This is a genomic window from Pseudomonas anuradhapurensis (assembly GCF_014269225.2).
Taxonomy (GTDB): domain Bacteria; phylum Pseudomonadota; class Gammaproteobacteria; order Pseudomonadales; family Pseudomonadaceae; genus Aquipseudomonas; species Aquipseudomonas anuradhapurensis.
This window is the reverse complement of record NZ_CP077097.1, coordinates 3,371,284-3,396,139: the sequence shown is the minus strand read 5'-3', so window position 1 is coordinate 3,396,139 and position 24,856 is coordinate 3,371,284. Positions and strand designations below refer to the sequence as shown.

General features: G+C 67.9%; 11 protein-coding genes. 3 read left to right on the top strand and 8 right to left on the bottom strand.

From position 1 onward, the window contains the following. Nucleotides 1–3: 3 nt before the first annotated feature. The 4 genes from HU763_RS15740 to HU763_RS15725 are packed head-to-tail and all read right to left on the bottom strand — an operon-like array spanning nt 4 to nt 17,795. Nucleotides 4–4,773: a non-ribosomal peptide synthetase gene (locus HU763_RS15740; RefSeq protein WP_186686889.1), complete on the bottom strand. Its 4,770-nt coding sequence runs from the start codon at nt 4,771–4,773 to the stop codon at nt 4–6. A 4-nt stretch (nt 4,774–4,777) separates the two neighbouring features. Next, on the bottom strand, nt 4,778–7,879 hold the full coding sequence (locus tag HU763_RS15735) for an amino acid adenylation domain-containing protein (protein ID WP_186686890.1): 3,102 nt from the start codon (nt 7,877–7,879) through the stop codon (nt 4,778–4,780). Between the two features lie 8 nt (nt 7,880–7,887). Next, the gene (locus tag HU763_RS15730) at nt 7,888–16,812 is read right to left on the bottom strand and encodes a non-ribosomal peptide synthetase (protein WP_186686891.1); all 8,925 of its coding nucleotides are present in this window, start codon (nt 16,810–16,812) and stop codon (nt 7,888–7,890) included. Beyond that, nucleotides 16,809–17,795 carry a TauD/TfdA family dioxygenase gene (locus HU763_RS15725; protein ID WP_186686892.1) on the bottom strand — a complete coding sequence of 329 codons (987 nt, stop codon included), beginning with the start codon at nt 17,793–17,795 and terminating at the stop codon, nt 16,809–16,811. Before HU763_RS15725 ends, HU763_RS15730 begins: the two co-directional genes overlap by 4 nt. A gap of 198 nt (nt 17,796–17,993) precedes the next feature. Here HU763_RS15725 and HU763_RS15720 point away from each other — a divergent pair, with 198 nt between their 5' ends. Both HU763_RS15720 and HU763_RS15715 read left to right on the top strand, forming a co-directional pair. Then, a complete protein-coding gene (locus HU763_RS15720; RefSeq protein WP_170030671.1) occupies nt 17,994–18,209 on the top strand; it encodes an MbtH family protein in 216 nt (71 codons plus the stop codon). A 25-nt stretch (nt 18,210–18,234) separates the two neighbouring features. Continuing rightward, nucleotides 18,235–19,692, top strand: coding sequence for a diaminobutyrate--2-oxoglutarate transaminase (locus HU763_RS15715; RefSeq protein ID WP_186686895.1), 1,458 nt, complete (start codon nt 18,235–18,237; stop codon nt 19,690–19,692). Between the two features lie 19 nt (nt 19,693–19,711). On the opposite strand, the gene HU763_RS15710 is transcribed toward HU763_RS15715, so the two are convergent. From HU763_RS15710 to HU763_RS15695, 4 genes are all read right to left on the bottom strand, one after another. Further along, nucleotides 19,712–20,710: a transketolase family protein gene (locus HU763_RS15710; RefSeq protein WP_186686897.1), complete on the bottom strand. Its 999-nt coding sequence runs from the start codon at nt 20,708–20,710 to the stop codon at nt 19,712–19,714. Beyond that, on the bottom strand, nt 20,707–21,555 hold the full coding sequence (locus HU763_RS15705) for a transketolase (RefSeq protein ID WP_186686900.1): 849 nt from the start codon (nt 21,553–21,555) through the stop codon (nt 20,707–20,709). The genes HU763_RS15710 and HU763_RS15705 overlap by 4 nt, the downstream gene beginning before the upstream one ends. A gap of 21 nt (nt 21,556–21,576) precedes the next feature. Continuing rightward, nucleotides 21,577–22,875, bottom strand: coding sequence for an MFS transporter (locus HU763_RS15700; protein WP_186686903.1), 1,299 nt, complete (start codon nt 22,873–22,875; stop codon nt 21,577–21,579). A 76-nt stretch (nt 22,876–22,951) separates the two neighbouring features. Continuing rightward, nucleotides 22,952–23,701 carry an SDR family NAD(P)-dependent oxidoreductase gene (locus tag HU763_RS15695; protein ID WP_186686905.1) on the bottom strand — a complete coding sequence of 250 codons (750 nt, stop codon included), beginning with the start codon at nt 23,699–23,701 and terminating at the stop codon, nt 22,952–22,954. Nucleotides 23,702–23,897: 196 nt separating this feature from the next. On the opposite strand from HU763_RS15695, the gene HU763_RS15690 reads away from it, so the two are divergent. Beyond that, nucleotides 23,898–24,818 (top strand): LysR substrate-binding domain-containing protein, encoded by a 921-nt coding sequence (locus HU763_RS15690; protein WP_186686907.1) that lies wholly within the window; start codon nt 23,898–23,900, stop codon nt 24,816–24,818. The last annotated feature ends 38 nt before the right edge of the window (nt 24,819–24,856 follow it).

Here is a 24,856-nt window from a genome sequence, read left to right as displayed (position 1 = left end):
GTGTTATCCCTCCATAGAGTCGATGGTGATGCGGCTGCGGCGACGGCTGCCGCCCAGGCGGGCCAGGCTCCGTTCGCTACGCGCGCTCAGGTGCTGCATGCGTTGTTCCTGCAGCTGCGCGCGCAGCGGCTGGAGCAGCGTTTCCACCGGCAGCTCGGGGGCCATCACCAGCTGTTCGAGCAGGCGCGTGAAGGCGCTGGCGAAGGCCTCGGCCGCGTGCTCATCGAGCAGGTCGGTGTTGTATTTCAGGGTGCAGGCCAGGCCAGCCGGGTGCTCTTCCACGCTCAGGTGCAGGTCCAGCTGCGACTGGCCATGCTCGATGCGTTCGGGCAGCACCTTCAGGCCCGGCAATTCCAGGGCGCTGTCGGGTTGGTTCTGCAGCACCAGCTTGGCCTGGAACAGCGGGTTGTAGGCCAGGCTGCGGGCGGGGTTGAGTGCTTCGACCAGGCTGCTGAAAGGCAGGGCCTGGTGGCTGAAGGCTTCCAGCACCTGTGGCCGCAGGCGCTGCAGCAGGGCGTTGAAGCTGGGGTTGCCGCCGACATCGCCGCGCAGCGCCAGCTGGTTGATGAAGAAGCCCACCAGGCCCTCGGTCTCGCTGCGTTCGCGGTTGGCCACGTCGGTACCGATCACCGCCTGGGTACGCTCGCTGTGCAGGTACAGGTTCAGTTGCAGCACGCCCAGCAAACCCATGAACAAGGTGGCGCCATGGCTCAGGCACAGCTGCCTGAGGGCCTGGGCCGAGGCCGCGTCGATCTGGAACGACAGCCGTGCGCCTTGGCCACCGAGCACCTCGGGGCGCGGCCGGTAGCTGAACAGTTCGAGCGGCGCCAGCGGCTCGCCCAGGGCCTGGCGCCAGTAGTCCAGGTGGCGCTGGCAGGTCGCGGCGTCGAGCTGCTGGCGCTGCCAGGCGGCATAGTCGCTGTACTGCACCGGCAGTGCGGGCAGCGCAGCGCTGGCGCCGTGCAGCGCTGCGCGGTAGAGCTGGCCGAGTTCGCGCACCAGCACGCCCATCGACCAGCCATCGGAGACGATGTGGTGCATCACCAGCAACAGCAGGTGCTGCTGATCGTCCAGGCGCACCAGGTGCAGGCGCAGCAGCGGGGCCTGGCGCAGGTCGATCGGGCGGGTCGCCAGCTCCACCAGCAGGCGCCGGGCGCTGGCCTCGCGCTCGGTTTCCGGCAGCAGGCCGAGGTCGTGCCAGTCCAGCGGCAGTTCGAGGCTGTCCTGCACCTTTACATACAGCGTGCCGTCGTCTTCGTGGAAGCTGCTGCGCAGGGCCTCGTGGCGCTGGGCGAGCGCCTGGAATGCCTGGCGCAAGGCGGCCAGGTCGAGGCGCCCGAGCAGGCGCGCGGCGCTGGGGATGTGGTAGGCCGCGCTGCCCGGTTGCAACGCCTGCACCAGCCACATGCCCTGCTGGGCATGGGACAGCACGCGGCGGCCATCGCTCGGCAGTGCGGCGACGCCGATGGCTGCCTGGCGGTCGGCACTGGCGTTGTCCAGCAGGATGGCCAGTTGGGCGATGGTCGGCGCCTCGAACAGGCTGCGCAGGGGCAGTTCCAGTTTCAGCACCTGGCGGATACGGGCCACCAGTTGCGCGGCCAGCAGCGAGTGGCCGCCGATGGCGAAGAAGTTGTCGTCCATGGCGATCGCCTGCTCGCCCAGCACTTCCTGCCACAGGGCCAGCAGCTGCTGCTCGCGCTCGCTCTGCGCGGCGCGCTGGTTGCTGCCCTGGACGCTGTAGTCCGGCACCGGCAGGGCGGCGCGGTCGAGCTTGCCGCCGGGGGTCATGGGCATCTGTGCCAGGTTCACGAACGCCGCGGGGATCATGTAGTCGGGCAATTGCGCGGCCAGGTGCTGGCGCAGTTCGCTGGCATCTACGGGGTGATCGTGGAACACCAGATAGGCCACCAGGCGGCGATCGCCTGGGCGGTCCTCGCGCACCAGCGCCAGGGCCTGGCGGACCTGGGGGTGGCTGCGCAGGTGCGATTCGATCTCGCTGAGCTCGATGCGGAAACCGCGCAGCTTGACCTGCTGGTCGATCCGGCCCAGGTACTCGTAGCTGCCGTCAGGCAAGCGCCGGGCCAGGTCGCCGGTGCGGTACAGGCGGCTACCGGGCGGGCCGTAGGGGTCGGGGCAGAAGCGCTCGGCGGTCAGGTCGGGCACGTCGTGATAGCCACGGGCAAGCAGCTCGCCGCCGATGCACAGCTCGCCAGGGACGCCGGGCGCTGCCAGGTTGTCGTCGCGGTCGAGCAGGTAATAGGCGCGCCCGCGCAGTGGTGCACCAATTGGCAGTTGTAGCGGCAGCGGCTCGCGGGCCAGCAGCGCGGTGCAGTCCTGGATGCTGGAGACCACGGTGATTTCCGTCGGGCCATAGATGTTGAGCAGGCGCACGGCGCCCAGGCCGGCCTGGCGCCAGGCCGCGAGGCCGGCGCTGGGCATCGCTTCGCCGCCCACGCTGACCAGGCGCAACGCGCCATAGGCGGCGTGCGGCTGGCGGGCGAAATCCTGCACCAGCTGGAACCAGTAGGCGGTGGTCAGGCAGGCGGCGACGGTGATGCGGTGCCGGTACAGGCGGGCATGGAACTCGTGGCTGTCCCACAGCTCCGGGCCGCGCACCACCAGCGCCGCGCCGCACACCAGCGGGGGGAACAGCTGGTCGACAAAGCCATCGAAGTTGAACGTCGAGAACTGCAATACGCGGTCGTCGGCGTCGACGCCGTAATAGGTGCGCGCCACTTCGCTGTAGCCGGCCAGCGAGCGGTGGGTGACTGCCACGCCCTTGGGCTTGCCGGTGGAGCCGGAGGTATAGATGACATAGGCCAGTTGTTCGCGCTGTACCGGGCGCGTGCTCGGCACCCCGGCCAGCGCCGGTGCGTCGGCGTCCAGGCTGGTGACGTCCAGGCACGGGCGCTGGTACGCCGCCATGCAGGGTGCGGTGTCCGGGGCCACCAGCACCAGGCAGATGTCGGCATCGTCGATCATGTGCGCCAGGCGTTCGCTGGGGAACTGCGGGTCGAGGGGCACGAAGGCCAGCCCGGCATTGAGCGTGCCGAACACGGCGGCGATGATGTCCAGGCCACGCGGCAGGCACAGGCCGATGCGCGCTTCGGCGGGCAGGCCCAGGGCCAGCAGGTGGCGGCTGATCAGCGCGGCACGCTGCTGCAGGGTGGCGTAGCTCCAGGTGCGGTCGTCGTGGATCAGGGCGATGCGTTGCGGCTGTTCGGCCGCTTGCGCGGCCAGCCGCAGGTGCACCAACTGCGGCAGCGGGCCGAGGTCCAGCGCAGCCTGGCAGTCGGCGAGCAGGCGCTGTTGTTGCGCGTCGCTGTACAGCGGCAGTTGCGCGATGCGCGTGGCGGGCGCCTGCGCCAGGCTGTGCAGCAGGGTGGCATAGCTGCGACCGTGGTCGGCCAGGGTAGCGGCCTCGAACAGGTCGGCATTGCCGGTCAGGGTCAGTTCCAGTGCGTCGCTGCGCTCGACCACGGTGAGCACCAGGTCGAACTGCGCACTGGTCTGTTCGCGCTCGATCTCGTCGATTGTCAGGCCGGGCAGTTGCAGGCGACGCGGGGTGGTGCCGTCAAGCAGGTTGAACATCACCTGGAACAGCGGCGAATGCTGCAACTGGCGTTCGGGCTCCAGGGCCTGGACCAGGCGCTCGAACGGCAGCTGCTGGTGGGCCAGGGCCTGGCGGCGGGTGTGCTCGAGGGTGTCGAGCAAGCTGTCGAAGCGCAGCTGGCCGTCGAGCTGGCAACGCAGCACCAGGGTGTTGATGAAGCAACCGATCAGCCCTTCGGTCTCGACCCGGTTGCGGTTGGCCACCGGCACGCCGACCCGCAGGTCGGTCTGCCCGCTGAGGCGATACAGCAGCACGTTGAACGCCGCCAGCAGCACGCTGAACAGCGTTGTGCCACGGGCCTGGGCCAGCTCACGCAGGGCCTGGCACAACGGCGCCTCGATGCGCAACGTGTGGCGGCTGCCACGCCCGCTCGGCTGGCGCGGGCGTGGGTGATCGGTGGGCAGTTGCAAGGTCGGCTGCTCGGCGCCCAACTGCTCGCGCCAGTACGCCAGCTCGCTGGCCAGGGCACTGTCGCCGAGGCCGGTCTGCTGCCAGGCGGCGTAGTCGTGATACTGGATCGGCAGGGCCGGCAGGTCGTTGTCGCGGCCTTGCACGGCGGCGCTGTACAGGGCGGAGAGTTCCTTGACCAGGATGCCCAGCGACCAACCGTCGGCAACGATGTGCTGGGCGCTGAGGACCAGCACATGCTCATCGGCAGCGAGCCGCGCCAGCAGGCCGCGCAAGGGCGCCTGGCCGAGGTCGAAGGGGCGGTTGCTCTCGCTGTCGATCAGCTGTTGCAGGCGCGCGCTGCGCTGTTCCTCGGGCAGCGAGGCCAAGTCCACCTGGGCCAGCACCATCGGCAACTGCTCATGCACGGTCTGGCGTGCCTGGCCGTTGGCCTCGTCGAAGGTGCTGCGCAGGATCGCATGGCGGGCGATCAGCTGGTCGAAACTGCGTTGCAGCGCCGCGCTGTCGAGGCTGCCGCGCAGGCGCAGGGCCGCGGGCATGTTGTAGGCGCTGCTGGCCGGGTCCAGGCGGTGCAGGAACCACAGGCGCTGCTGGGCCCACGACAGCGGGTACGGGCCCGGCTCGCCAGCGGCGACGATGGGCAGGCGGCTGAGGGCGAAGCCTTGCGCGGCCAGGGCGCTGGCGAAGGCCTGGCGTTTTTCCGGGGCGAGCCTGGCGATACGCTCGGCCAGTTGCTGGGGATCGAGTTGCATGGCTTCAGCTCCGTGGCACAGTGGCGGACTGGGCGCGGGCCTGCAGGGCGGCACGCTCCTCGGGTGACAGCGCCGCGAGCTGGCGGCGCAGCTCGGCGATCTTCAGCAATTGGCCGGGCCGGCTTTCGCCGGCGCGCAGCGCTGCGCCCAGCGCCGCCACGCTCGGGTGGTCGAACACCAGCGCCGGCGCCACCTCCAGTTGCAGCAGGTTGCGCAGGCGGGTGCACAGCTTGATGACGATCAGCGAATGGCCACCCAGGTCGAACAGGCTGTCGTTGATGCTCACCTGTGGGCGTTCGAGCAATTCCTGGTACAGGTCGACCAGCAGCGCTTCGAGGGCATCGCGCGGCGGCACCTCGAGCTGTTCGCTGGCCGGGCTTTCGCTTGGCAGTGCGACGAAATCGACCTTGCCGTTGGCCAGGCGTGGTAGTTCGGCCAGGCACAGCAGTTGCGCCGGTATCAGGTAGTCCGGCAGGCGGTCACGCAGTTCGGCCAGCAGCGCGGCGCTGTCACGCTGGCTGACGGCATGCGCCAGCAACTTGCCGTCGCGGTACTGCACCACGGCCTGGCTGACCCCCTCCAGGGCCAGCAGCGCAGCTTCCAGCTCGCCGGGCTCGACGCGGAAACCGCGAATCTTGATCTGCTGGTCGACGCGCCCGGCCAGGTGCAACTGGCCGTTGGCCGCAAGGCGCGCCAGGTCGCCGCTGCGGTACAGGCGCTGGCCGGGTTGCAGCGGGTCGTCGATGAAGGCGTCGGAGGCCCGGTTCAGGTAGCCGCGGCAGACCTGCGCCCCGCCGATGTACAGCTCGCCCAGGGCGCCGATCGGTGCAGGTTGCAGGCCGGCCGGGGAAGCTTGCAGCAGGCGCACCCAGGTGTTGGCCAAGGCCTGTTCCAGCGGCAGCGGGCTGCGCGGGTCAGGCGTCTGGTCGAGGCTGTAGAGGACGCCGACCGTGGTTTCGGTGGGGCCGTAATGGTTGTGCACGCGGCTGGCCGGGGCCAGTTGGCCGATGCGCTGACGCAAGGCCGCAGGGCAGGCCTCGCCGCCGAGCACCAGCACCTGGGGCAGGGCGATGGCTGGCTGGCCGTCGAGCAGCGCTGCCAGGTGCGACGGCACGATTTTCAGGCAGTCGATCTGCCCGTCTTCGAGGAAGCGGGCGAAGGCGTTGGCATCCCGGCTGGCGTGGTCGTCCGCCAGCACCAGGCAAGCGCCGGCCCACAGCGCGGCATACAGGGTGGTATTGCCAAGGTCGGCGGCCACCGAGGAGATCAAGGCGAAGCGCTTGCATTGCCCCAGGCTCAGCGCCTCGCTGACCGCGGCGGTGTAGTTGAGCAGTTGGCCATGTTCGATCACTACGCCCTTGGGCTCGCCGCTGGTGCCGGAGGTGTACAGCAGGTAGGCGGCATCATCCAGGGTGACGTCGCTGCTGGCTAGCGCACCAGCAGGGGCTTCGAGCAATTCGCCGAGGGCGATGCCCTGCGCGCCGCCGATCACCAGCTGCGGCTGGGCGTCGGCCAGGATCCGCTGCTGGCGTGCCGCTGGCCAGGTTGGATCCAGCGGCACATAGGCGGCGCCCGCGCGCATGACCGCGAGCAGCGCCAGTAGCAGTTGCGCCGAGCGCGGCAGCAGCAGGGCGACGGCCGCACCGCGACCGATGCCGCGCGCCTGCAGCACGGCCGCCAGGTGTTCGACCTGGCCATGCAACTGGCCGTAGGTCAGGCTGAGCGCGCCGTCCTGCAACGCCGCTGCATCCGGGGTGTGCTGTGCCCAGTGGGCCAGGCGCGCGATCAGCGGGCGGCTACCGAAGTCGCGCTGCGGGCCGCGCAGGCGTTGCTGCAAGGCCTGGTGCGCCGGCGGGCTCAGCGGCAGTTCGAGAAGGGCACGCTGGGATGGTTGTTCGACCAGTGCCTGCAGCAGGTGCAGGTATTGCTCCAGCAGGCAGCGCAAATCGGCCTCGGCGTAATGCGCGCTAGGCGACTGCACGCTCAGGGCCAGTACCCGCTCCTGCGCGTCGAGGGTGGCTTGCAGTGCCAGGGCGAAGCCCACATCGGCGCCGGGCAGGGCATCGACCGACCAGTGCAGGCCGCCGCTGGCGAAGGGTGCGGTGTCGCGCACCAAGGTGAAGCCGACCGTGCGCTGCAGGGTGTGCGCAGGGTCGTTGACGTGCCAGTACTCCTGCTGCTGGGCGTGGCCGTCGAGCTGTTCGGCCAGTTGCTGCAGCCAGGTGCCGAAGGGCTGATCGAGCTGCGGTGCCAAGGCCAGCGGCAGGATTTTTTCGTAGGCGCCGATGCCGTTGGCCAGGGCTTCGTAGTCGAAGCGGCAGTCCTGTTGCCAGCCGCCGATGAACCTGGCATCACCGCCAATGCGCGCCAGCAACGCCCACCAGGCCGCTTGCAACACGCTGCCCACGCTTTGCTCGCTGCGTTGCGCCAGGTGTTCCAGCTGCGCTTGCAGGGCCTCGGACAGGGCTTGTTGAACGGCGTTGCCTGGCGCCTGCGCAGCGGGCTCGCGCAGGCCGCCCAGGCGCACCGGCGCCAGCGTCTCCAGGCCCAGGCCGGCCCAGTAGGCGCGCCCGGCAGGGGCTTCTTCGTCGGCGTCGAGGTCGTTGCGCCATTCCACGTACTGGCTGTACTGGAACGGCTCCTCCAGGGCCGCGTCGGGCTGGGCGTACAGCGCTGCCAGTTCGCCCAGCAGGTTCTGCAGGCTCAGCCGGTCGGCGGCACAGGCGGCGACATACAGGTCAAGGCGCCACTGGTCGGCACCCTGCGGACGCAGGATGGCGCGCACCAGGCAACCTTGCTCGACGGCCTGTGGCTGGGCGGCCAGGGCCTGGGCCTCGGCGTGCTGCTCAGTACCCAGCAGGTGCCAGTCGAGGCTGGCCGGGACCGTGCTCTGGCGCAGGCTGCGGTACAGCGTCGACGGGCGCAAGGCCACGCGCAGGCTGGTGTGGCGCTGGATAACCTGCAGCAAGGCTTCGTGCAGGCGGCTTGCCTGCAGCGGCCCGGCAAGGTTCAGCCCCAGGTGCAGGGGCGTGCGGCCGAGCTGTACGGCCAGGGCCTGTTCGGCGCTCAGTGGCAGGTCGTGGTTCAATTCCATGGCGTCGTTCATCGTGTGCTTTAGTCCTGCAGTTCCGTTGCGTTGTGGCGGGCGGCCAGCCGGGCCGGTTCATGCATGTCGCCCATGGCGACGGCGATCTTGCGTGGGCCTTCGTACGGGTCGCGGGCGTGGGCGGCAATCAGGTTGTCGAGCATCACCACATCGCCGCGCTGCCAGTCGAAGCGCACCGCGCAGGCTTCGTAGAGGCGGCCGATCAGGGCCATGCTGGCGTCGTCGATCGGGCTGCCGTCGCCGAAGTACACCTGACGTGGCATGCGTTCGGCGCCGACCATCTTCAGCAGGTCTTCGCGCACCTGGGCGTCCAGGCAGAAGCTGTGGTGCAGCTGCAGCTGGTTGAAGAAGCTGCGTTCGCCGCTCAGCGGGTGACGGATCACCGCCGGGCAGCGCGTACGGGTTTGCAGCTCGTCATTGGCCAGCCAGCGGAATTCGGTATGGCTGGCCCGGCACAAGGCCTCGACTTCGTCGCGGCTGTCGGTCTTGAAGAACGCCCGCCAGTTGACGTCCAGCCGTTCGGTGAAGGTGCGCACATACAGCAGCCCCTTGCGCTCGAAGGCCGCGGCCAGCTCGGCCGGCAGTTGCCGGTACAGCTCGCGGCAGTCGACGATCGGCGTGGCACCGCCGACCGGCGACGGTTGTTCGCAGTAGAACCACTGCTTGCGCGGGGCGCGGGGCAGGTGCGAACTCTCGTTGTGGAACAGGATCATTTCCCGTTCCGGGTAGGGCGTGGAGCGGTAGATGTTGCGCCCGCCTTCCTTTTTCGGCAGGTCGCCATAACCGCCGAATAGGCCGGGGTGAATGGCTTCGGCAAAGGCTTCGAAGGCTTTTGCGTCGTCCAGGGCAAAGCCGCGGAACAACAGGCCACCGTGCTGGCACAGCAGGGTGTCGATCAGGTCGCGCGAGCTTTGCGCCCAGCCCACCGGGTCGAGGTCGGCGGCCAGCGGTTCGATCACCAGCGGGAAGGTGCGGCCTGCTTGCAGCGGTGAGGTACGAATCAATGGCCGCGGTGCAGAGGCCCGGGCCGGGAGTTTTTTCAGCTTGTCGAGCTTGCTGGACGAGGGGGCGGGTTTTGCCAAGGCCGGGGTCTCCACGAGGGGCAGCGTGACGGTGAAATGGGCAAGGGCGGCGTGCGGCTGCTCCACCACTTGCTGCAGCAGGTTCAGCCAGGCGCCGATCAGCGCGTCGATGCGCTCGCCCTTGAACAGGGCGCGGGCGTATACCCAGTCGCCGCGCATGACGTCGCCGTGGCGTTCGAGGAACAGCGCCATGTCGAACTTGCTGGTGCGCTCGGCCGCAGGTTGCATGCGCACCTCCAGGCCAGGGATGGAGAAATCACCCGACGGCGTGTTCTGCAGCACGAACAGCGCCTGCACCAGTGGGTTGCGACTGCGCTCGCGCGGTACTTGCAACGCCTCGACGATGCGGTCGAACGGCAGCGCCTGGTGTTCCAGGGCCTGCAGGCAGGTGTCGCGGGTGCGGCCGAGGAACTCGCGCAACGTCTCGCCAGCCAGGCGCCGCGAGCGCAGCGGCAGGACGTTGACGAAGAAGCCGATCAGGCCATCGAGGTGGGCGTGCTCGCGGCCGGCCACGTCGGTACCCAGCAAAAGGTCGTCGGCACCGGTGATGCTGTGCAACAGCAGCTCGAAGCTGGCCAGCAACAGCATGTACAGGCTCACGCCCTCGGCCAGGGCCAGGGCTTCGAGACGCGCCAGCAGCGGCGCGGGGATCTCCAGCGCCCTGGCGGCGCCGCGGGCGTCGGCCTGGGCCGGGCGTGGCCAGTCGCAGGGCAGGGCCAGCACCTGGGGCGCGCCTTGCAGCTGCTGCTGCCAGAAGCTGACCTCGCACTGCAATACTGCGCCCTGCAGGTATTGGTGCTGCCAGGCCGCGTAGTCGGCGTATTGCACGGGCAGTGCGGGCAGCGCCGCCGGTTGCCCTGCGCGCAGGCTCGCATAGAGCTGGCTGAACTCGTTGACCAGCACGCCCACCGACCAGCCGTCGGCGACCATATGGTGCAGTGCCAGCAACAGCAGGTGCTGGTGCTCGCCAAGCTTGAGCAGCCGCGCCCGGATCAGCGGCGCCTGGCGCAGGTCGAACGGCAGGCGCAGGTTGTCCAGGCTTTCCTGTTCGGCCACTTGCTGGCGTTGGGCGTCATCCATCGAGCTGAGGTCGCGCAGGCCGACCTCCAGCGCGAGTGGCTCGGCGATGCGCATGACCGGTTCGCCGTCGATGTCGTGGTAGGCGCTGCGCAGCACTTCATGGCGGGCGAGCAGGGCATTGAAGGTGGCACGCAGCGCCGCCAGGTCCAGCTGCCCGTTCAAGCTCAGGCTGGCGGCCATGTTGTAGGACGCCGAGGGGCCGTGCAGACGGTCGACCAGCCACAGCCGCTGCTGGCTCAGCGACACCGGCATGTGCGCCTGGCGCGGCACCGGCAGCAGCACCGGGCGCGTCGTGCCCGCCGCAGGCGCGGCGGCCAGGGCGTCGAGGCGCTCGGCCAGTTGCCACAGCAGCGGCGCCTCGAACACGCTGCGCAGCGGCAGTTCCACGGCACAGCGCTGACGCAGGCGGGCGATCAGGCGGGTGGCCAGTAGCGAATGCCCGCCGGCTTCGAAGAAGTGGCTGTTGCGCCCCAGCGGTTGCGCGGGCAGCAGCGCGGCCCACAGCTCGCCGAGCAACTGCTCGTTGGCGCTGACCAGTGGCTCGACCTCGGCGTGCTGCAAGGTTGGCAGTGGCAGGGCCTTGCGGTCGACCTTGCCGTTGGCGTTGGTCGGCCAGCTGTCCATCGCCACCCACAACGACGGCACCATGTACGCCGGCAGGCTGTCGCGCACGTGCTGGGCCAGCTGGGCGTCGTTCAGCCGATGGCCGCTGCGGCCTTGCCAGTAGCCCACCAGCAGGTCGCTGCCGCCGAGTGTTTGCAGGCTGACCATGGCCCGCAGGACGTCGGGGTGGCGCTCCAGGTGCGCCTCGATCTCGCCAGGCTCGATGCGGAACCCACGCAACTTGAGCTGGAAATCCTTGCGCCCGAGGTACTGCAGCACGCCGTCAGCGTCCCAGCGGGCCAGGTCGCCACTGAGGTACAGGCGGCTGCCCGGCGTGCCGAACGGGTTGGGGATGAAGCTGGCGGCGGTGCGCGCCGGGTCGGCCAGGTAACCGCGGCTGACGCCGATGCCGCCAATCGCCAGCTCACCGACCACCCCGGCGGCGACCGGTTGCAGGTCATGGCCCAGCACATACAGCTCGGCATTGGCGGTGGGCCGGCCGATGGCCACGCTGGCGTCTGGCCCCGGGGCCTGGTACAGCGGCTGGAAAGCCACGTCATCGGAGCATTCGGCCGGGCCGTAGGCATTCATCAGCGGGATGTGCGGGTAGTGGCGGAACCACAATTGCGCGGTGGCGACCGGCAGTGCTTCGCCGGTCGGTATGACCCAGCGCAGATGCGGCAGCGCCGCTGGCTGGCCGTCGAGGTTTTCGAGCATCGCCTGGAGCAGTGCCGGTACCGGTTCGAACAGGCTCACGCGGCGCTCGCGCAGCAGCGCCAGCAGGGCCTGCGGATCGTGCACCAGCGCATCGCCGATGATCTCGACACAGGCGCCGAACAGCGGCGCGGTGAGGGTTTGCCAGACCGAGATGTCGAAGCACGCCGGGGCGGTCTGGGCGATCACGTCGTCGGCGTTCAGGCCCAATGGCTGCACCTTGGCCAGCATGTTGTTGAGCATGCCGGCGCGCGGCACCATCACCCCTTTGGGCTGGCCGGTGGAGCCAGAGGTGAACAGCACGTAGGCCAACTGTTGCGGGCGTGCCGGCTGCTGCGGCAGCCGGCCGCTGGTGCTCAGCTGCAGCAGCTCCGACGGCAACGCACGGCGGCCCTGGTAGATGCTGGCCAAAGGCTCGGCACAGGCCTGGCTGCAAACCACCAGCGGCTGCTCCAGGCGCGCCAGCACCTGCTGCCAGCGCGCCGGCGGCTGCGAGGGCTCCAGCGGCAACCAGCCACAACCGGCACGCAGGGTCGCAACCATCAGGCAGAACCATTCGATGCCGCGCTCGGCCAACAAGGCCACCGGCTGGTCGGGCTGGGCGCCCAGGGCTTGCAGGCCCCGCGCCAGGCGTTCGGACTGCTGCCATAGTTCGGCATAGGTGAGCGTTTGCTCGGCGCAGCGCGCGACGATGCGTTCGGGGTGCGCGGCGACCTGGGCTGCCACCCGTGCTTCCCAACTTTGCTCAAGGTCGTAGTCCGCCGGGTGGCGGCCCCAGTCGAGCAGGCGCCGATACTGGGCCGGGCTGAGTGTGGTGAGTTGTTCCAGGCGGGTGTCCGGTGGGCTGTCCAGCATCTGCAGCAGGTTCAGCAAGTCGTCGCTCAGGCGCGCCAGCGCGGCAGCGGGAAGGCGCTGGGCATCGGCGCTGAACAGCACCTCCAGGCAGCGCCCGGGCAGCACTTCGACGGTCAGGCCGTAACTGGTCTGTTCGAGGTTGTCGAGGACCTTGAAGGTCAGCTCGCCAGCCTGCAACTGACGCTCGCTGAGCGCCGGCAGGTTCTGGAATACCAGCAGGGTGTCGAACAGCCCGGCACCGCGCGGGTGCTGCTGGAGGATCTGCGCCAGCGGTGTCTGCTCGTGTTCGCGCATGGCCACGCTGGTGGCTTGCACCTGCTGCAGGTAGTCGCCGAGGGCCATGCCGGGGTCGATGCGCAGGCGCAGCGGCAGGGTATTGATGAACACGCCGAGCATCTGCCCGGCATCGGCCAAGGCATCCGGGCGGCCACTGCTGGTGACGCCGAACATCACCTCGGTGTGGTTGTTGGCGCGGGCTAGCAACAGGCCCCAGGCAGCTTGCATGAGGGTGTTGAGGGTGACTCGGCAGGCTTTGCCGAGTGCGTTCAGGCGGCTGCTGTGGGCTTCGCTCAGGCGCAGGCTGCGGCTGTGGTAGCGCGGTTTGTGCTCGGGGTCGGCCGGGTTCAGCGCCGGCAGCGTGCCGACGCCTTCGAACTGCGCCAGGTGTTGCTGCCAGTACTGCAGGCTGTGCTGGTGCGGTTGCGCGGCGAGCCAGGCGATGTAGTCGCGGTAAGGTGGGCGCGACGGTACGGCAAGGCCGTTGTAGCGCGCGAGAATCTCCTCCATCAGCAGCACCGAGCTCCAGCCGTCGGCAATCAGGTGATGACGGCTCCAGATCAGCCAGCTGTGCTGCGCGTCGAGGTGGATCAGGGCCAACCGTTGCAGCGGTGGGCGCTGAGGGTCGAAGCCTTGGGCTCGGTCGGCCTGGCAGTAGGCGTCCAGGGCCTGCTGGCGTTGGCTCGGGTCCAGCGCGCTCCAGTCCAGGCGCTGCACCGGCAGGGTGAGGCCACTGCACACGCCTTGCACCGGCTCGTCCAGGCCTTGCCAGAGGATTGCCGTGCGCATCAGGGGATGGGCGGCGAAGGTGGCATGCCAGGCAGCGAGGTAGCGCTCGGCGTCCAGTGGGCCTTGCAGCTCGGCCTGCAGCTGGTTGACGTAGACCCCGCTGGCACCTTCCAGCAGGGTGTGGAACAGCAGGCCTTTTTGCAGCGGCGACAGCGGGTAGGCGTCCTCCAGCGGGGTACCGAGCAGCGCTTGCAACGGTTGCCGCTGTTCGGCACTCAGCGATACCGAGGGGGTGGCTGGTGGTACCGAGGGCGTTGCCACAGCTGTGGGTTGGGCCGCTTGGCGCTGGGCGAGGAGCAGGGCCAGGGCGTCGACCCGCGGCTGGGCGAACAGCTCTTTGGGGCTGAACTTCAAGCCCAGCTTGCGCGCCTTGGCAATCACCTGCAGGGCGATGATCGAGTCGCCGCCAACGCTGAAGAAGTCGTCCTGGCGAGTGAGTTCGGGGCGCTCCAGCACTTCGCGCCAGACCCCCAGCAACTGGGCTTCCAGGGCTTTGAGCGGCGAGTCCAGGGTGGCTGCGAGGCGGGCAATGGTGGGGTGGGCAAAGAAATGCCGGGGGCTGAACTTGAGCTGTTGCTTGCGCGCCTGGGCGATCACTTGCAGGGCCATGATCGAGTCGCCGCCCAGGGCGAAGAAGTCGTCATGGATCGACAGCGCCGGTTTGCCCAGCACCTCGCACCAGAGTGTCAGCAGCAGCGCCTCGACTGGGTCGCGCGGGGTACTGTGCGCCTGCGCAGGGGCTGGCTCGGGCGCCGGCAGGGGCAGGTTGTGCCGGTCGACCTTGCCGTTGCCCAGGCGCGGCAGCTGCTCGAGTTCGACATAAACGCTCGGTAGCAGTGGCTCGGGCAGGCGCTCGGCCAGTTGCTGGCGCAGCTGCGCCCGGTCCAGCCCGGGTTCGGCCACCAGGTAGGCAACCAGCCGTGGCGCTTCGCCTTCAGCCAGGGCGCGCGCCAGCACGGCTGCTTCGCGCACACCGCTGCAGGCGCGCAGGCAGGCTTCGACCTCGCCCGGCTCGACCCGGAAGCCGCGGATCTTGACCTGGTCGTCGATCCGCCCCAGGAACTCGATGGCGCCGCTGGCCAACATGCGCACGCGGTCGCCGCTGCGGTACAGGCGCTGGCCATTGCCGGCGAACGGGTCGGGCACGAACTGCCGGGCGGTCAGGCCGGGTTGGCCGAGGTAGCCGTCGGCGACCCCGGCGCCGCCGATGTACAGCTCACCGATGCTGCCCAGCGGCAGTGGCGTGAGGTGCGTATCGAGCACATGCACCTGCACGTTGTCCAGCGGCAGGCCGACCGGGGCGAAACCGGAAAGGCTCGGGGCTTCGTCCTGCACGGCGTGGGTCAGGCAGCCAACGGTGGTTTCGGTGGGGCCGTAGTGGTTGACGATGCGGCAGCTCGGGGCAAGCTGCTGCAGGCGCTGGACCAGCGCCAGGTCGAGGCCTTCGCCACCGAGCACCAGGCACTGGCGCGGCAGCAGGCGGTGTGGCTCGGCCACGGCGAGCAGGGCGGCCAGGTGCGAGGGCACGATCTTCAGGCAGTCGACCGGGTTGGCTGCCAGGTATTGGGCGAGCTCTTCCGGGGCGCTGGCCAGTTCGTCGCTGATCAGCTGCAGGGTACGGCCGCTGAGCAGCGCGCCGAACCAGGCGGTGTAGCCCAGGTCCGCGGCGACGCTGGCCAGTGCCGTCAGGCTGGCTTGCGGGCTCAGGGCCAGCGGCTTGAGTACGGCTTGGGCATAGTGCGCCAGGTTACCCTGGGTCACCCGCACGGCCTTGGGCGTACCGGTAGAGCCGGAGGTGTAGATCAGGTAGGCCAGCTGCTGCGGGTGGCCGGCGGTGTGCGCCTGGCTTACCGCTGGGGCCAGGCCATGCAGGGTATGCGTGGGGTCGATCAGTACGCTGGCGCCGCTGTTGTCGAGCAGCTGGCGCTGGCGCTGCGCGGGCAGGCCCGGGTCCAGGCACAGGTAGGCGGCGCCGAGCTTCCAGCTGGCCAGCATCGCCGTGATCAGCGCGCGGCTGCGCGGCAGGGCGATGGCAACGATGTGACCGGCAGCGGCACCGGCCTCGCCCAGGCGTGCGGCCAGGGCGCTGGCGGCCTGGTCCAGTTCGCTATAGCTCAGGCTGCCGTCGGCATCGCGCAGGGCAATGCGCTGGCCATGCGTCTGCACCTGGTGCTCGAAGGCAGCCAGCGCCGTGGCGAAGGTGGGCGGCTGGTCGGCCCCGGCGCGGCGCGCGCCGTTGGCCGGCGGCGTGGCCGGCAACTGGTGGACGGGCGTGTCGACCTGCGCCAGGGCGATGCCGGCGAACCAGGCGAAATCCTCGGCCAGGCGGGCGATACGTGCGGCGTCGAACAGGTCGCTGCGATAGCGCCACTGCGCCAGCAGTTGCACGCCGTCGTCCTGCCAGCGCAGGTTGAGTTCGTTGGCGGCGCCGCGCTGGGTGAACAGGTGCTCGCGCAGCGTGTACTCGGCGAAGGCGGCGTCACGCTGGCTGGGCATGTAGGTCATCATGCACTGGAACAGCGGGCCGTCGACTTCCTGCTGCAGGCGCGCCGCCGGGTAGCGGCGATGGCGCAGCCCCTCGCGCATTTGCTGGGCGGTGTCGCGCAGGCATTCGGCCAGGCTCGGGGCATGCGCGAAGCGGGCGCGCAGCGGCAGGCTGTTGAGGGTGAAACCGATCAGCTGCTTGTAGCGCGCCCTGTGCCGGTCCATGGTCGGCGTGCCGATGAGGAAGTCGTCCTGGCCGGTGTAACGGTGCATGAACATCTGGAACAGCGTGGCCAGCACGACGTACAGGCTGACGCCCTGGGCCTCGGCGAGCTGGCGCAGCTGGCTGCTGAGGGCCGGTGCGAGCAGGTACTCGATTTCTTCACCGGCGAAGCCGGGCGTGCGCGGGCGTGGTCGGTCGGCCGGCAGCGCCAGTGCCGTCGGGCTGCCGCTGAGCTGGTTGCGCCAGTAGCTGGCTGCCGCCTCGAGCTTGTCCTCGGCGAGTAGCGTGCGCTGTTCGTCCAGCCAGTCGAAATACAGGCCGGCCGGCGGCAGGACCAGAGCCTCGCCGCTGAGCGCTGCATGGTAGGCGGCGAAGGTCAGCTTGAGCATCCATTCGACGCTGAGGAAATCCCCGCTGATATGGTGGGCCGCCATGCACAGGTACAGGCGGCCCTGGCTTTGCAACAGGCCAAGCCGGCAGATGTCTGCCGCAGCCAGGTCGAACGGCTGGTCGGCGTGTTGCGCGATCCAGGCGGCGACGCCGGCGCTGTCCAGGTCGTCGATACGCTCGATGCGGGTGTTTACCTGGATGTGCTCCGGGCGGTACATCCACAACTTGCCATCCTGCTCGCGGTAGCCGCAGTGCAGGGTCTCGCAGTGCCTGACCACCTGGGCGAAGGCCTGGCACAGGGTGGCCGGGTCGAGGTCGGCGCGCAGCTCGCGTGCGGCGACCATGTTGTAGGCCGGGCTGGCCGGGTTGAGCTGATGGTACTGCCACAGCGCCTGCTGGCCGGCGCTGGCCTCACGCAACGGCTGGGAAGTGGTCATGGGCGGCACTCCTGGGCGGGTTCGGCCATGGCCACGATCACTTGCCGTGGCCCTTTGAAACTGGCGCGGCCATGGGCCACCAGCATGTTGTCGAGCATCAGCACGTCGCCCTGCTGCCAGGGGAAACGCACGGTGCATTGCTCGAGCACGCCGCGGATCTCCGCCAGCGCGCTTTCTTCCAGTTCGCTGCCGTCGCCGTAATAGACGTTGCGCGGCAGGTCGAGCGGGTCGTCGACCACCGCCAGCAGGCTTTCCCGCACGGCAGCTGGCAGGTTGGACACGTGGAACAGGTGCGCCTGGTTGAACCAGACCCAGTCCTGCGTGACCGGGTGGCGAGCGCTGGCCTGGCAGACCTGGCGGGTGCGCAGTTCACCGTCGTCCTTCCACTCGAAGGCGATCTGGTTGGCCCGGCAGTAGGCCTCGGCCACGGCGCGGTCTGCGCTGTTGAAGGCCTGTTCCCAGGGCAGGTCGAGACCGTTGCCGTAGTTGCGCACGTACATCAGGCGTTTGCTTTCGAAGCGTTGGCGCAGGGCCGGGTCGAGCTGCTGGAAGATGCGCCGGCTGTCGGCGATCGGGGTTTCGCCACCTTCAGCGCTGGGCTGTATGCAGTGGAACCAGATCTTCATCGGCCACTGCAGGGTGTAGGACTGCTCGTTGTGCAGCGGGATGACCTGGTGCGCGGGGTATTCGGTGGAGGTATACACCCCCTGTTCGATCGCCTTGCGCGGGGTGGAGCCGAATTCGTAATTGAGCAGCGGGTGACCGAAGCTGCGCACCAACCCCTGGAACGCCTGTTCGCCCAGCACTCCGAAGCCCCGCAGCAGCAGGGCGCCGCTTTCGTGCAGGCAGTCGTTGGCCAGCGCATGCAGCGCCGCGAAGTTCCCCGCACCGGGTTGTGCCGGCTCGACCAGCAGCGGCAGGGCGCTGTCTGGCAAAAGTGCTTGCACCGACAGGCCATTGCCCGGCCCGACACCTCGTCCCATGAGTTGCTCCTTTTTATCGTGGTAGTCACAGCAAAAGGCCATCCCTGGTCTCCCACGGGGCCCCGGCGGAATATATACGAAAGAGATGGTAAGTGTTAATGCAATTTATTAGCATTCACATTGTTTGTGAGCGCCTCGACTGCAGCCTTCCTGCGGGCAGCCGGGATTCTGTGAAAACGTTTGTCCAAGGAGTCGACAATGAGTTGGGAAAAGGCCGAGTGCGGGTACGTGGTGGTGGTCAATCATGAGGAGCAGTATTCCATCTGGCCGGATTACAAAGCCCTGCCCGAGGGCTGGCGTGCGGTCGGCCAGCAGGGTGACAAGGCGCAGTGCCTGGCCTGGATCGAACAGCACTGGACGGACATGCGCCCGCTGAGCCTGCGCCAGGCCCTTGAAACCGCCGAGCAACGCTGAGCGCCAGCCGCAGAGGGAGCGATCCATGGAAGACATTCAGCTTGCACCGTACAACCTGGCGCATTTTCGCCGCCAACCGCCGCGCCACTTCGAGGCTGACCCGCTGCTGCAGCGCCAGGCGGCGCGCGAGTCGAACGCGCGCTCCTACCCGCGGCGTATCCCACTTGCGCTGAAGGCAGCGCAGGGGCTCTACGTACAGGACACCCGTGAGCAACTGTTCATGGACTGCCTGGCGGGGGCAGGGACGTTGGCGCTTGGCCACAACCATCCGTGCACCCTGGCGGCGATGCGCGCGACCCTGGACAGCGGCGTGCCCTTGCATACCCTCGACCTGACCACGCCGGTCAAGGACCTGTTCGTCGAGACCTTGTTCGCAGCCTTGCCGCCAGCCTTTGCTGCCGAGGCGCGTATCCAGTTCTGCGGGCCGACCGGGGCCGACGGGATCGAGGCGGCGATCAAGCTGGCGAAGATCGCCACGGGGCGCAAAGGCGTGTTCTGCTTCTCCGGCGGCTACCACGGCATGACCCACGGCGCGCTCAGCCTCATGGGCAACCTGGGGCCCAAGCAGCTGCCGGGCTCACTGATGCCCGATGTGCAGGTGCTGCCGTACCCCTATGACTACCGTTGCCCGTTTGCCCTGGGTGGCGAGGCCGGTATCGACGCAGGGCTGAGCTATATCGGCCAGCTGCTGAGTGACCCCGAGTCCGGGGTGCCGCTGCCGGCGGCGGTGGTGGTGGAAGTGGTGCAGGGCGAGGGCGGTGTCATTCCGGCGCCGGTGCGCTGGCTACAGGGCCTGCGCAAGCTGACCCGCGAGCATGGCGTGGTGCTGATCATCGACGAGGTGCAGAGCGGCATTGGCCGCACCGGGCGCATGTTCGCCTTCGAGCACGCCGCTATCGAGCCGGACGTACTGGTGCTGTCCAAGGCCATCGGCGGTGGCCTGCCGCTGGCAGTGGTGGTCTACCGGCAGGCGCTCGATGTGTGGACGCCGGGTGCGCATGCGGGCACGTTCCGCGGCAATCAGCTGGCCATGGCGGCCGGCACCGCGACCCTGCGGTATATCCGCGACGAGGGCGTGGTGGCCAACGCCGAGCGCATGGGCGACTACCTGATGACCCGGCTGCGCCAGTTGCAACGCGATTACCCGTGTATCGGCGATGTACGTGGGCGTGGGCTGATGGTCGGGGTGGAGATCGTCTCTACCGACGCAGGTCAAGGCCGGGTGCCGGCCGGGGATGGCGTGCTGGCCAAGGCCGTGCAGCAGGGCTGCCTGCGTGAAGGGGTGATCCTCGAACTGGGCGGGCGGCATGGCGCGGTGCTGCGCTTCCTGCCGCCGTTGACCATCGGTAGTGAGGAGATCGATACACTGGTCGAGAAGCTGGAGATCGCCTTGGCTGCACAGGCTGTTCGCAAACGCTGCGCACAACCTGTGGTAGCGGGGTCACCCGCGAGCACCGGCGAAGCCGGTGCCATCCCAGCCTGACCCGCAACGACTGGCTGCGCTACAACCACGCCTTGATCTGCCTCGACACCGCGTCGGTGGAAATCCCGTAGCGGTCATGCAGTGTCGGTAGCGCACCCGCATCGAGAAACGCATCCGGCAGTGCGATCTGGCGGAAGGTGGGCGTGACCCCGTTGCGCAGCAGCACGCCCGCCACCGCCTCGCCAAGGCCACCGATGATCGAGTGGTTTTCCGCCGTGACCACCAGGCGCCCAGGCTTGCGCGCCTCGGCGAGGAGGGTCTGTTCATCCAGCGGCTTGATGGTCGGCACATGCAGTACCGACACATCCACGCCATCCTTGTGCAATTGCTCTGCAGCTTCCAGGGCGCGCATGGTCATCAGGCCGCTGGCGATCAGCAACACGTCGCGGCCACCGCGCAGCACCTGGGCCTTGCCCAGCTGGAAGCGGTAGTCGTAGCGATCCAGTACCAACGGTACGTTGCCGCGCAGCAGGCGCATGTACACCGGCCCCTGGTGGGCGGCGATCGCCGGCACGGCCTGTTCGATTTCCAGCGCATCACAGGGGTCGACGATCATCAGGTTGGGCATCGCCCGGAAGATCGCCAGGTCATCCGTGGCCTGGTGGCTTGGGCCATAGCCGGTAGTCAGGCCAGGCAAACCGCAGACGATCTTGACGTTGAGGTTTTCTTCGGCGATCGCCATGCAAATGAAGTCATAAGCCCGACGCGAAGCGAATACCGCATAGGTAGTGGCGAACGGGGTCATGCCTTCGCGGGCCATGCCAGCGGCAGCGCTCATCAGTAACTGCTCGGCCATGCCCATCTGGTAGAACCGCTCGGGGTGGGCTTTGGCGAAGATGTGCAAGTCGGTGTACTTGGACAGGTCGGCACTGAGCCCGACGATATCCTGACGGTGCTCGGCCAGGCTGGCCAGGGCATGGCCGAACGGGGCAGGGCGGGTTGGCTGGCCCTCGGCGGCAATCGAGGCGATCATGGCCGAGGTGGTCAGGCGTTTCTTCGGTGCATTCACTGTGCTCATGCTTGGCTCCCGGCGTCCAGCGCCTCAAGGGCGAGATCCCATTCGTTTTCATCGACGCGAATGAAATGCGTCTTGTCGCGGTTTTCCAGGAATGGCACACCTTTGCCCATGCGCGTGTCACAGATGATCACCCGCGGTTGTGCCGCCGGGTGGGCGCGGGCCTGGTCGAAGGCGCTGACCAGCGAATCCAGGTCGTTGCCATCCACTCGCTGCACGAACCAGCCAAACGCTTGCCAACGCTCGACGATCGGCTCGAAGGCAAGCACTTCGCTGGCGTGGCCATCGGCCTGTTGGTTGTTCACATCGATGATCGCGATCAGGTTGTCCAGGCGCCAATGGCTGGCCGACATTGCCGCCTCCCAGGTCGAACCCTCGTTCAGCTCGCCATCGGACAACAGGTTGTACACCCAGCTGTCCGAACCCTTGCGCTTGAGCCCGAGGCAGGCGCCGACCGCGATGCCCAGCCCATGACCCAGCGAACCGCCGGTAATTTCCATGCCGGGGGTATAGGCAGCCATGCCCGACATGGGCAGGCGGCTATCGTCGCTGCCGTAGGTTTCCAGCTCCTCCTCGGGAATCACGTCGGCCTCGATCAGTGCGGCGTAGAGGGCAATCGCGTAATGCCCGATGGACAGGTAGAAGCGGTCGCGCCGCTCCCACTCAGGGTTGGCGGGGTCGATACGCAGCGCGTGGAAGTATGCGACGGCCAGCAGGTCGGCAGCGCCCAGGGCCTGGCCGACATAGCCCTGGCCCTGGACCTGGCCCATGCGCAATGCATGGCGGCGGATATTGCGGGCGCGCACAGCCAGTGGCAGCGCCTCGTTGGTGGAACGCACAGCAGTCATGGGGGTGACTCCTTTTTCGAATCAGCGATTGACCAGATGAGCCGGTACCCGCGACACCAGGAAGGCGCCAAGGATGAGCACGGCGGTGATGAGATACATACCGATGGCATTGCTGCCCAAGGTGGTGGTAACCCAGCCGATCAGGTACGGCGAGCAGAACCCGGCAAGGTTGGCGAAACTGTTCACCGCGGCGATGCCGGCTGCTGCCGAAACCCCGCCGAGCAGCGTGGTAGGCAACATCCAGAACAGCGAGGAAGCGGACAGCACCCCGGCCGCAGCCAGGCACAGGCTGAGGATCGACAGGGTCAGGCTGCTGCCCAGCGCGGCGGCGAGGCTCAAGCCCAGGGCGCCGATCAGCATGGGGATCGCCAGGTGCCAGCGGCGCTCACGGTGGCGGTCGCCACTGCGTCCGGCCAGCAGCATCGCGACGATGGCGCACAGGTACGGCAGGCTGGTCAGTAGGCCGATGTGCAAAGGCTCGCTGACACCGGCATTGCGCACCAGCGTAGGCAGCCAGAAGGTGATCGCGTACTGGCCCATCACCACGCAGAAGTAGATGCTGGCCAGCAACCACAGGCGACGGTCGCGGATGAAGTCGGACACCGAACCATGCGTGACCTTGTGTTGCTCGTCTTCGGCCAGTTCCTTGCGCACCAGGGCCTTTTCTTCGTCGCTCAGCCAGTGTGCCTGGTCGACGCCATCCTTCAGGTAGCTCAGCACCAGGATCCCCACCAGCACCGTGGGGATGGCTTCGAGCAGGAACATCCACTGCCAGCCCGCCCAGCCGTGCACACCGGCGAAACGTTCCATGATCCAGCCTGACAGCGGGCCGCCGATCATCCCCGAGAGCGGAATGGCGATGAACCACAGCGCAGTCATCTTCGCCCGGCGATAGGAGGGGAACCAGTAGGTCAGGTACAGCAGCAGCCCAGGTGCCAGGCCCGCCTCGGCGATACCCAGCAGGAAGCGCAGGGCATAGAACTGCCAGGCCGTCTCCACCAGGGCGAACATTGCCGAGATGATGCCCCAGGTGATCATGATGCGGGCAATCCAGCGCCGGGCGCCGACCTTGTGCAGGATGATGTTGCTGGGCACCTCGCAGAGGAAGTAGCCGATGAAGAACATGCCCGCACCCAGGCCATAGACCGCTTCGGACAGGGCCAGGTCGTCCATCATCTGCAGCTTGGCGAAGCCGACATTGACCCGGTCGAGGTAGGCACACAGGTAGCAGAGCATGAGAAAGGGCATCAGTCGCCAGGCCGTCTTGCGGTAGGCACTGCTGCGTGCGGCGGACACCGCATCGAGCGCTAGTGTGGTCATTTCGTTCTGATCTCTTGTTGTTATCGAACGCGTGACCTGCGCCGGGCTCGGGCGCCGGTCACGATGCGGTGGATGCTCAGTGGATAAGCATGCCGCCGTTGACATCCAGGGTAATGCCCGTGAGGTAGCTGGACAGATCACTGGCAAGGAACAATGCCGCATTGGCGACATCGCGGGCCTCGCCCAGGCGCCCCAGCGGGATGCCTTCGATGATGGCGTGACGGCGCTCATCGTGCATCAGGCCGCCCGTGATGTCGGTGTGAATCAGGCCAGGGGTGATCGAATTGACGCGGATGTTATCCGGCCCCAGCTCCCGGGCCATGGCCTTGCCGAGGCCGAGTACGCCAGCCTTCGCGGCGCTGTAATGAGGGCCGCCGAAGATGCCGCCACCGCGTTGTGCAGACACCGACGACAGGCAGATGATGCTGCCGGCCTGCTGCGCACGCATGGTCGGGATGACCGCCTGGGACATCAGCAGCGTGCCACGCAGGTTCACGTTCAGAATGCGATCATAGTCCGCGCCAGTGATGTCGAGGGTCTTCACTGGCTGGGTGATACCGGCGTTGTTGACCAGCACGTCGATCCGTCCGAACTGCGCCAGGACCTGGGCGATGGCATCGCGCACTTGCGCTTCATCGGCAACGTTGGCGGCCAGGCCGATGTGGCCTTCGCCGAGGGAGGCGGCGGCTTCGGCGGCGGCCGTTGGATCAAGGTCGAGAATCGCGACCTTGGCGCCCTGTTCGGCGAACGCCTGGGCAGTCGCGCGGCCGATACCGCGGGGCGAGGCGGCGCCAGTGATGACGGCAAATTTTCCTGTTAACAGCATCGGGAGTGCTCCGGGTGATTATTGTTGTGAGCAGCGGTTCAGGCAGAACCGATAGGCACAGCTTCGTCTCGCTGGGCGGGCCGAGCAACGCTGCCGCTTTCACCCGATGCTGAAAAAAATTCAGCCCTCGGCTTGTGCCTGGGTTCGATGGACGGGTAAAACCCTAGGTACCGCCGCGAACCATGCAGGAATGCCCATGAGCCTGGACCTTCTCAGAAAGTCTCCGCAGATCCCTTCGCTGAAAGCAATTCAGGCCTTCGAGCAAGTCGCCCGCTTCGCTAACGTTGCGCGTGCCGCCGAGCAGTTGAACCTCACGCCCTCAGCGGTCAGCCATCAGATCGCCAACCTGGAGGCCCTGATTGGTCGACCATTGTTCATTCGCGAGGCGCGTGGTGTAGCGCTGACCCCGGCGGGTGAGCAGTACCTGCGCGAGGTATCGGGCATCCTGCAGAGCCTGGCCATGGCCACCGAGCGCGCCGGTAACGCCGTGGGCTTCGATTGCCTGCGGCTGCATTCCGCACCAAGCTTCGGGCTGCTCTGGTTGCTGCCGCGCCTGGACCACTTCCGCAACAGTCACCCGCAAATCCAGATCAACCTGTCCTGCTCGTACGAGTCATTGCACTTTGGCCGTCATCAGATCGACCTGGATATCCGCCATGGCTATCCCAACTGGCCCAACCTGGAAGTGCGCACCATCCGCCATGAACGCGCCACCGTGCTGGCTTCGCCGCGGCTGCTCGAACGCACACCGGTCAAGCAGCCCAGCGACCTGCTGGGGCAGAACCTGATCCTGTCGGAGGCCGCATTGGTGCAGTGGCCGCAGTGGTTTGCCCAGCAAGGCTTGGCGTTGCCGCAATCCCCGTATGCGCTGAGTTTCGATCGCTCGTACATGAGCCTTGAAGCCGCCAGCCACGGGTATGGGGTGGCCTTGGAGAGTTCCTTGCTGGCTCAGGACTATATTGCCCGAGGCGAGTTGGTACCGGTATTTGTAGAAGACCTGGCGACGCCCGTCAGTGCCCACCACTTGGTATTTCCTCGAGGCCATGCTGAAGCTCTCAGGGTTCGTCAGTTCCTTGAATGGGTGCAAGGCCAGCTCGGTCATGACTTCAATTACTGAGAGCAGTCCGCACGACAGACTGTTGAAGGCAACAAGGC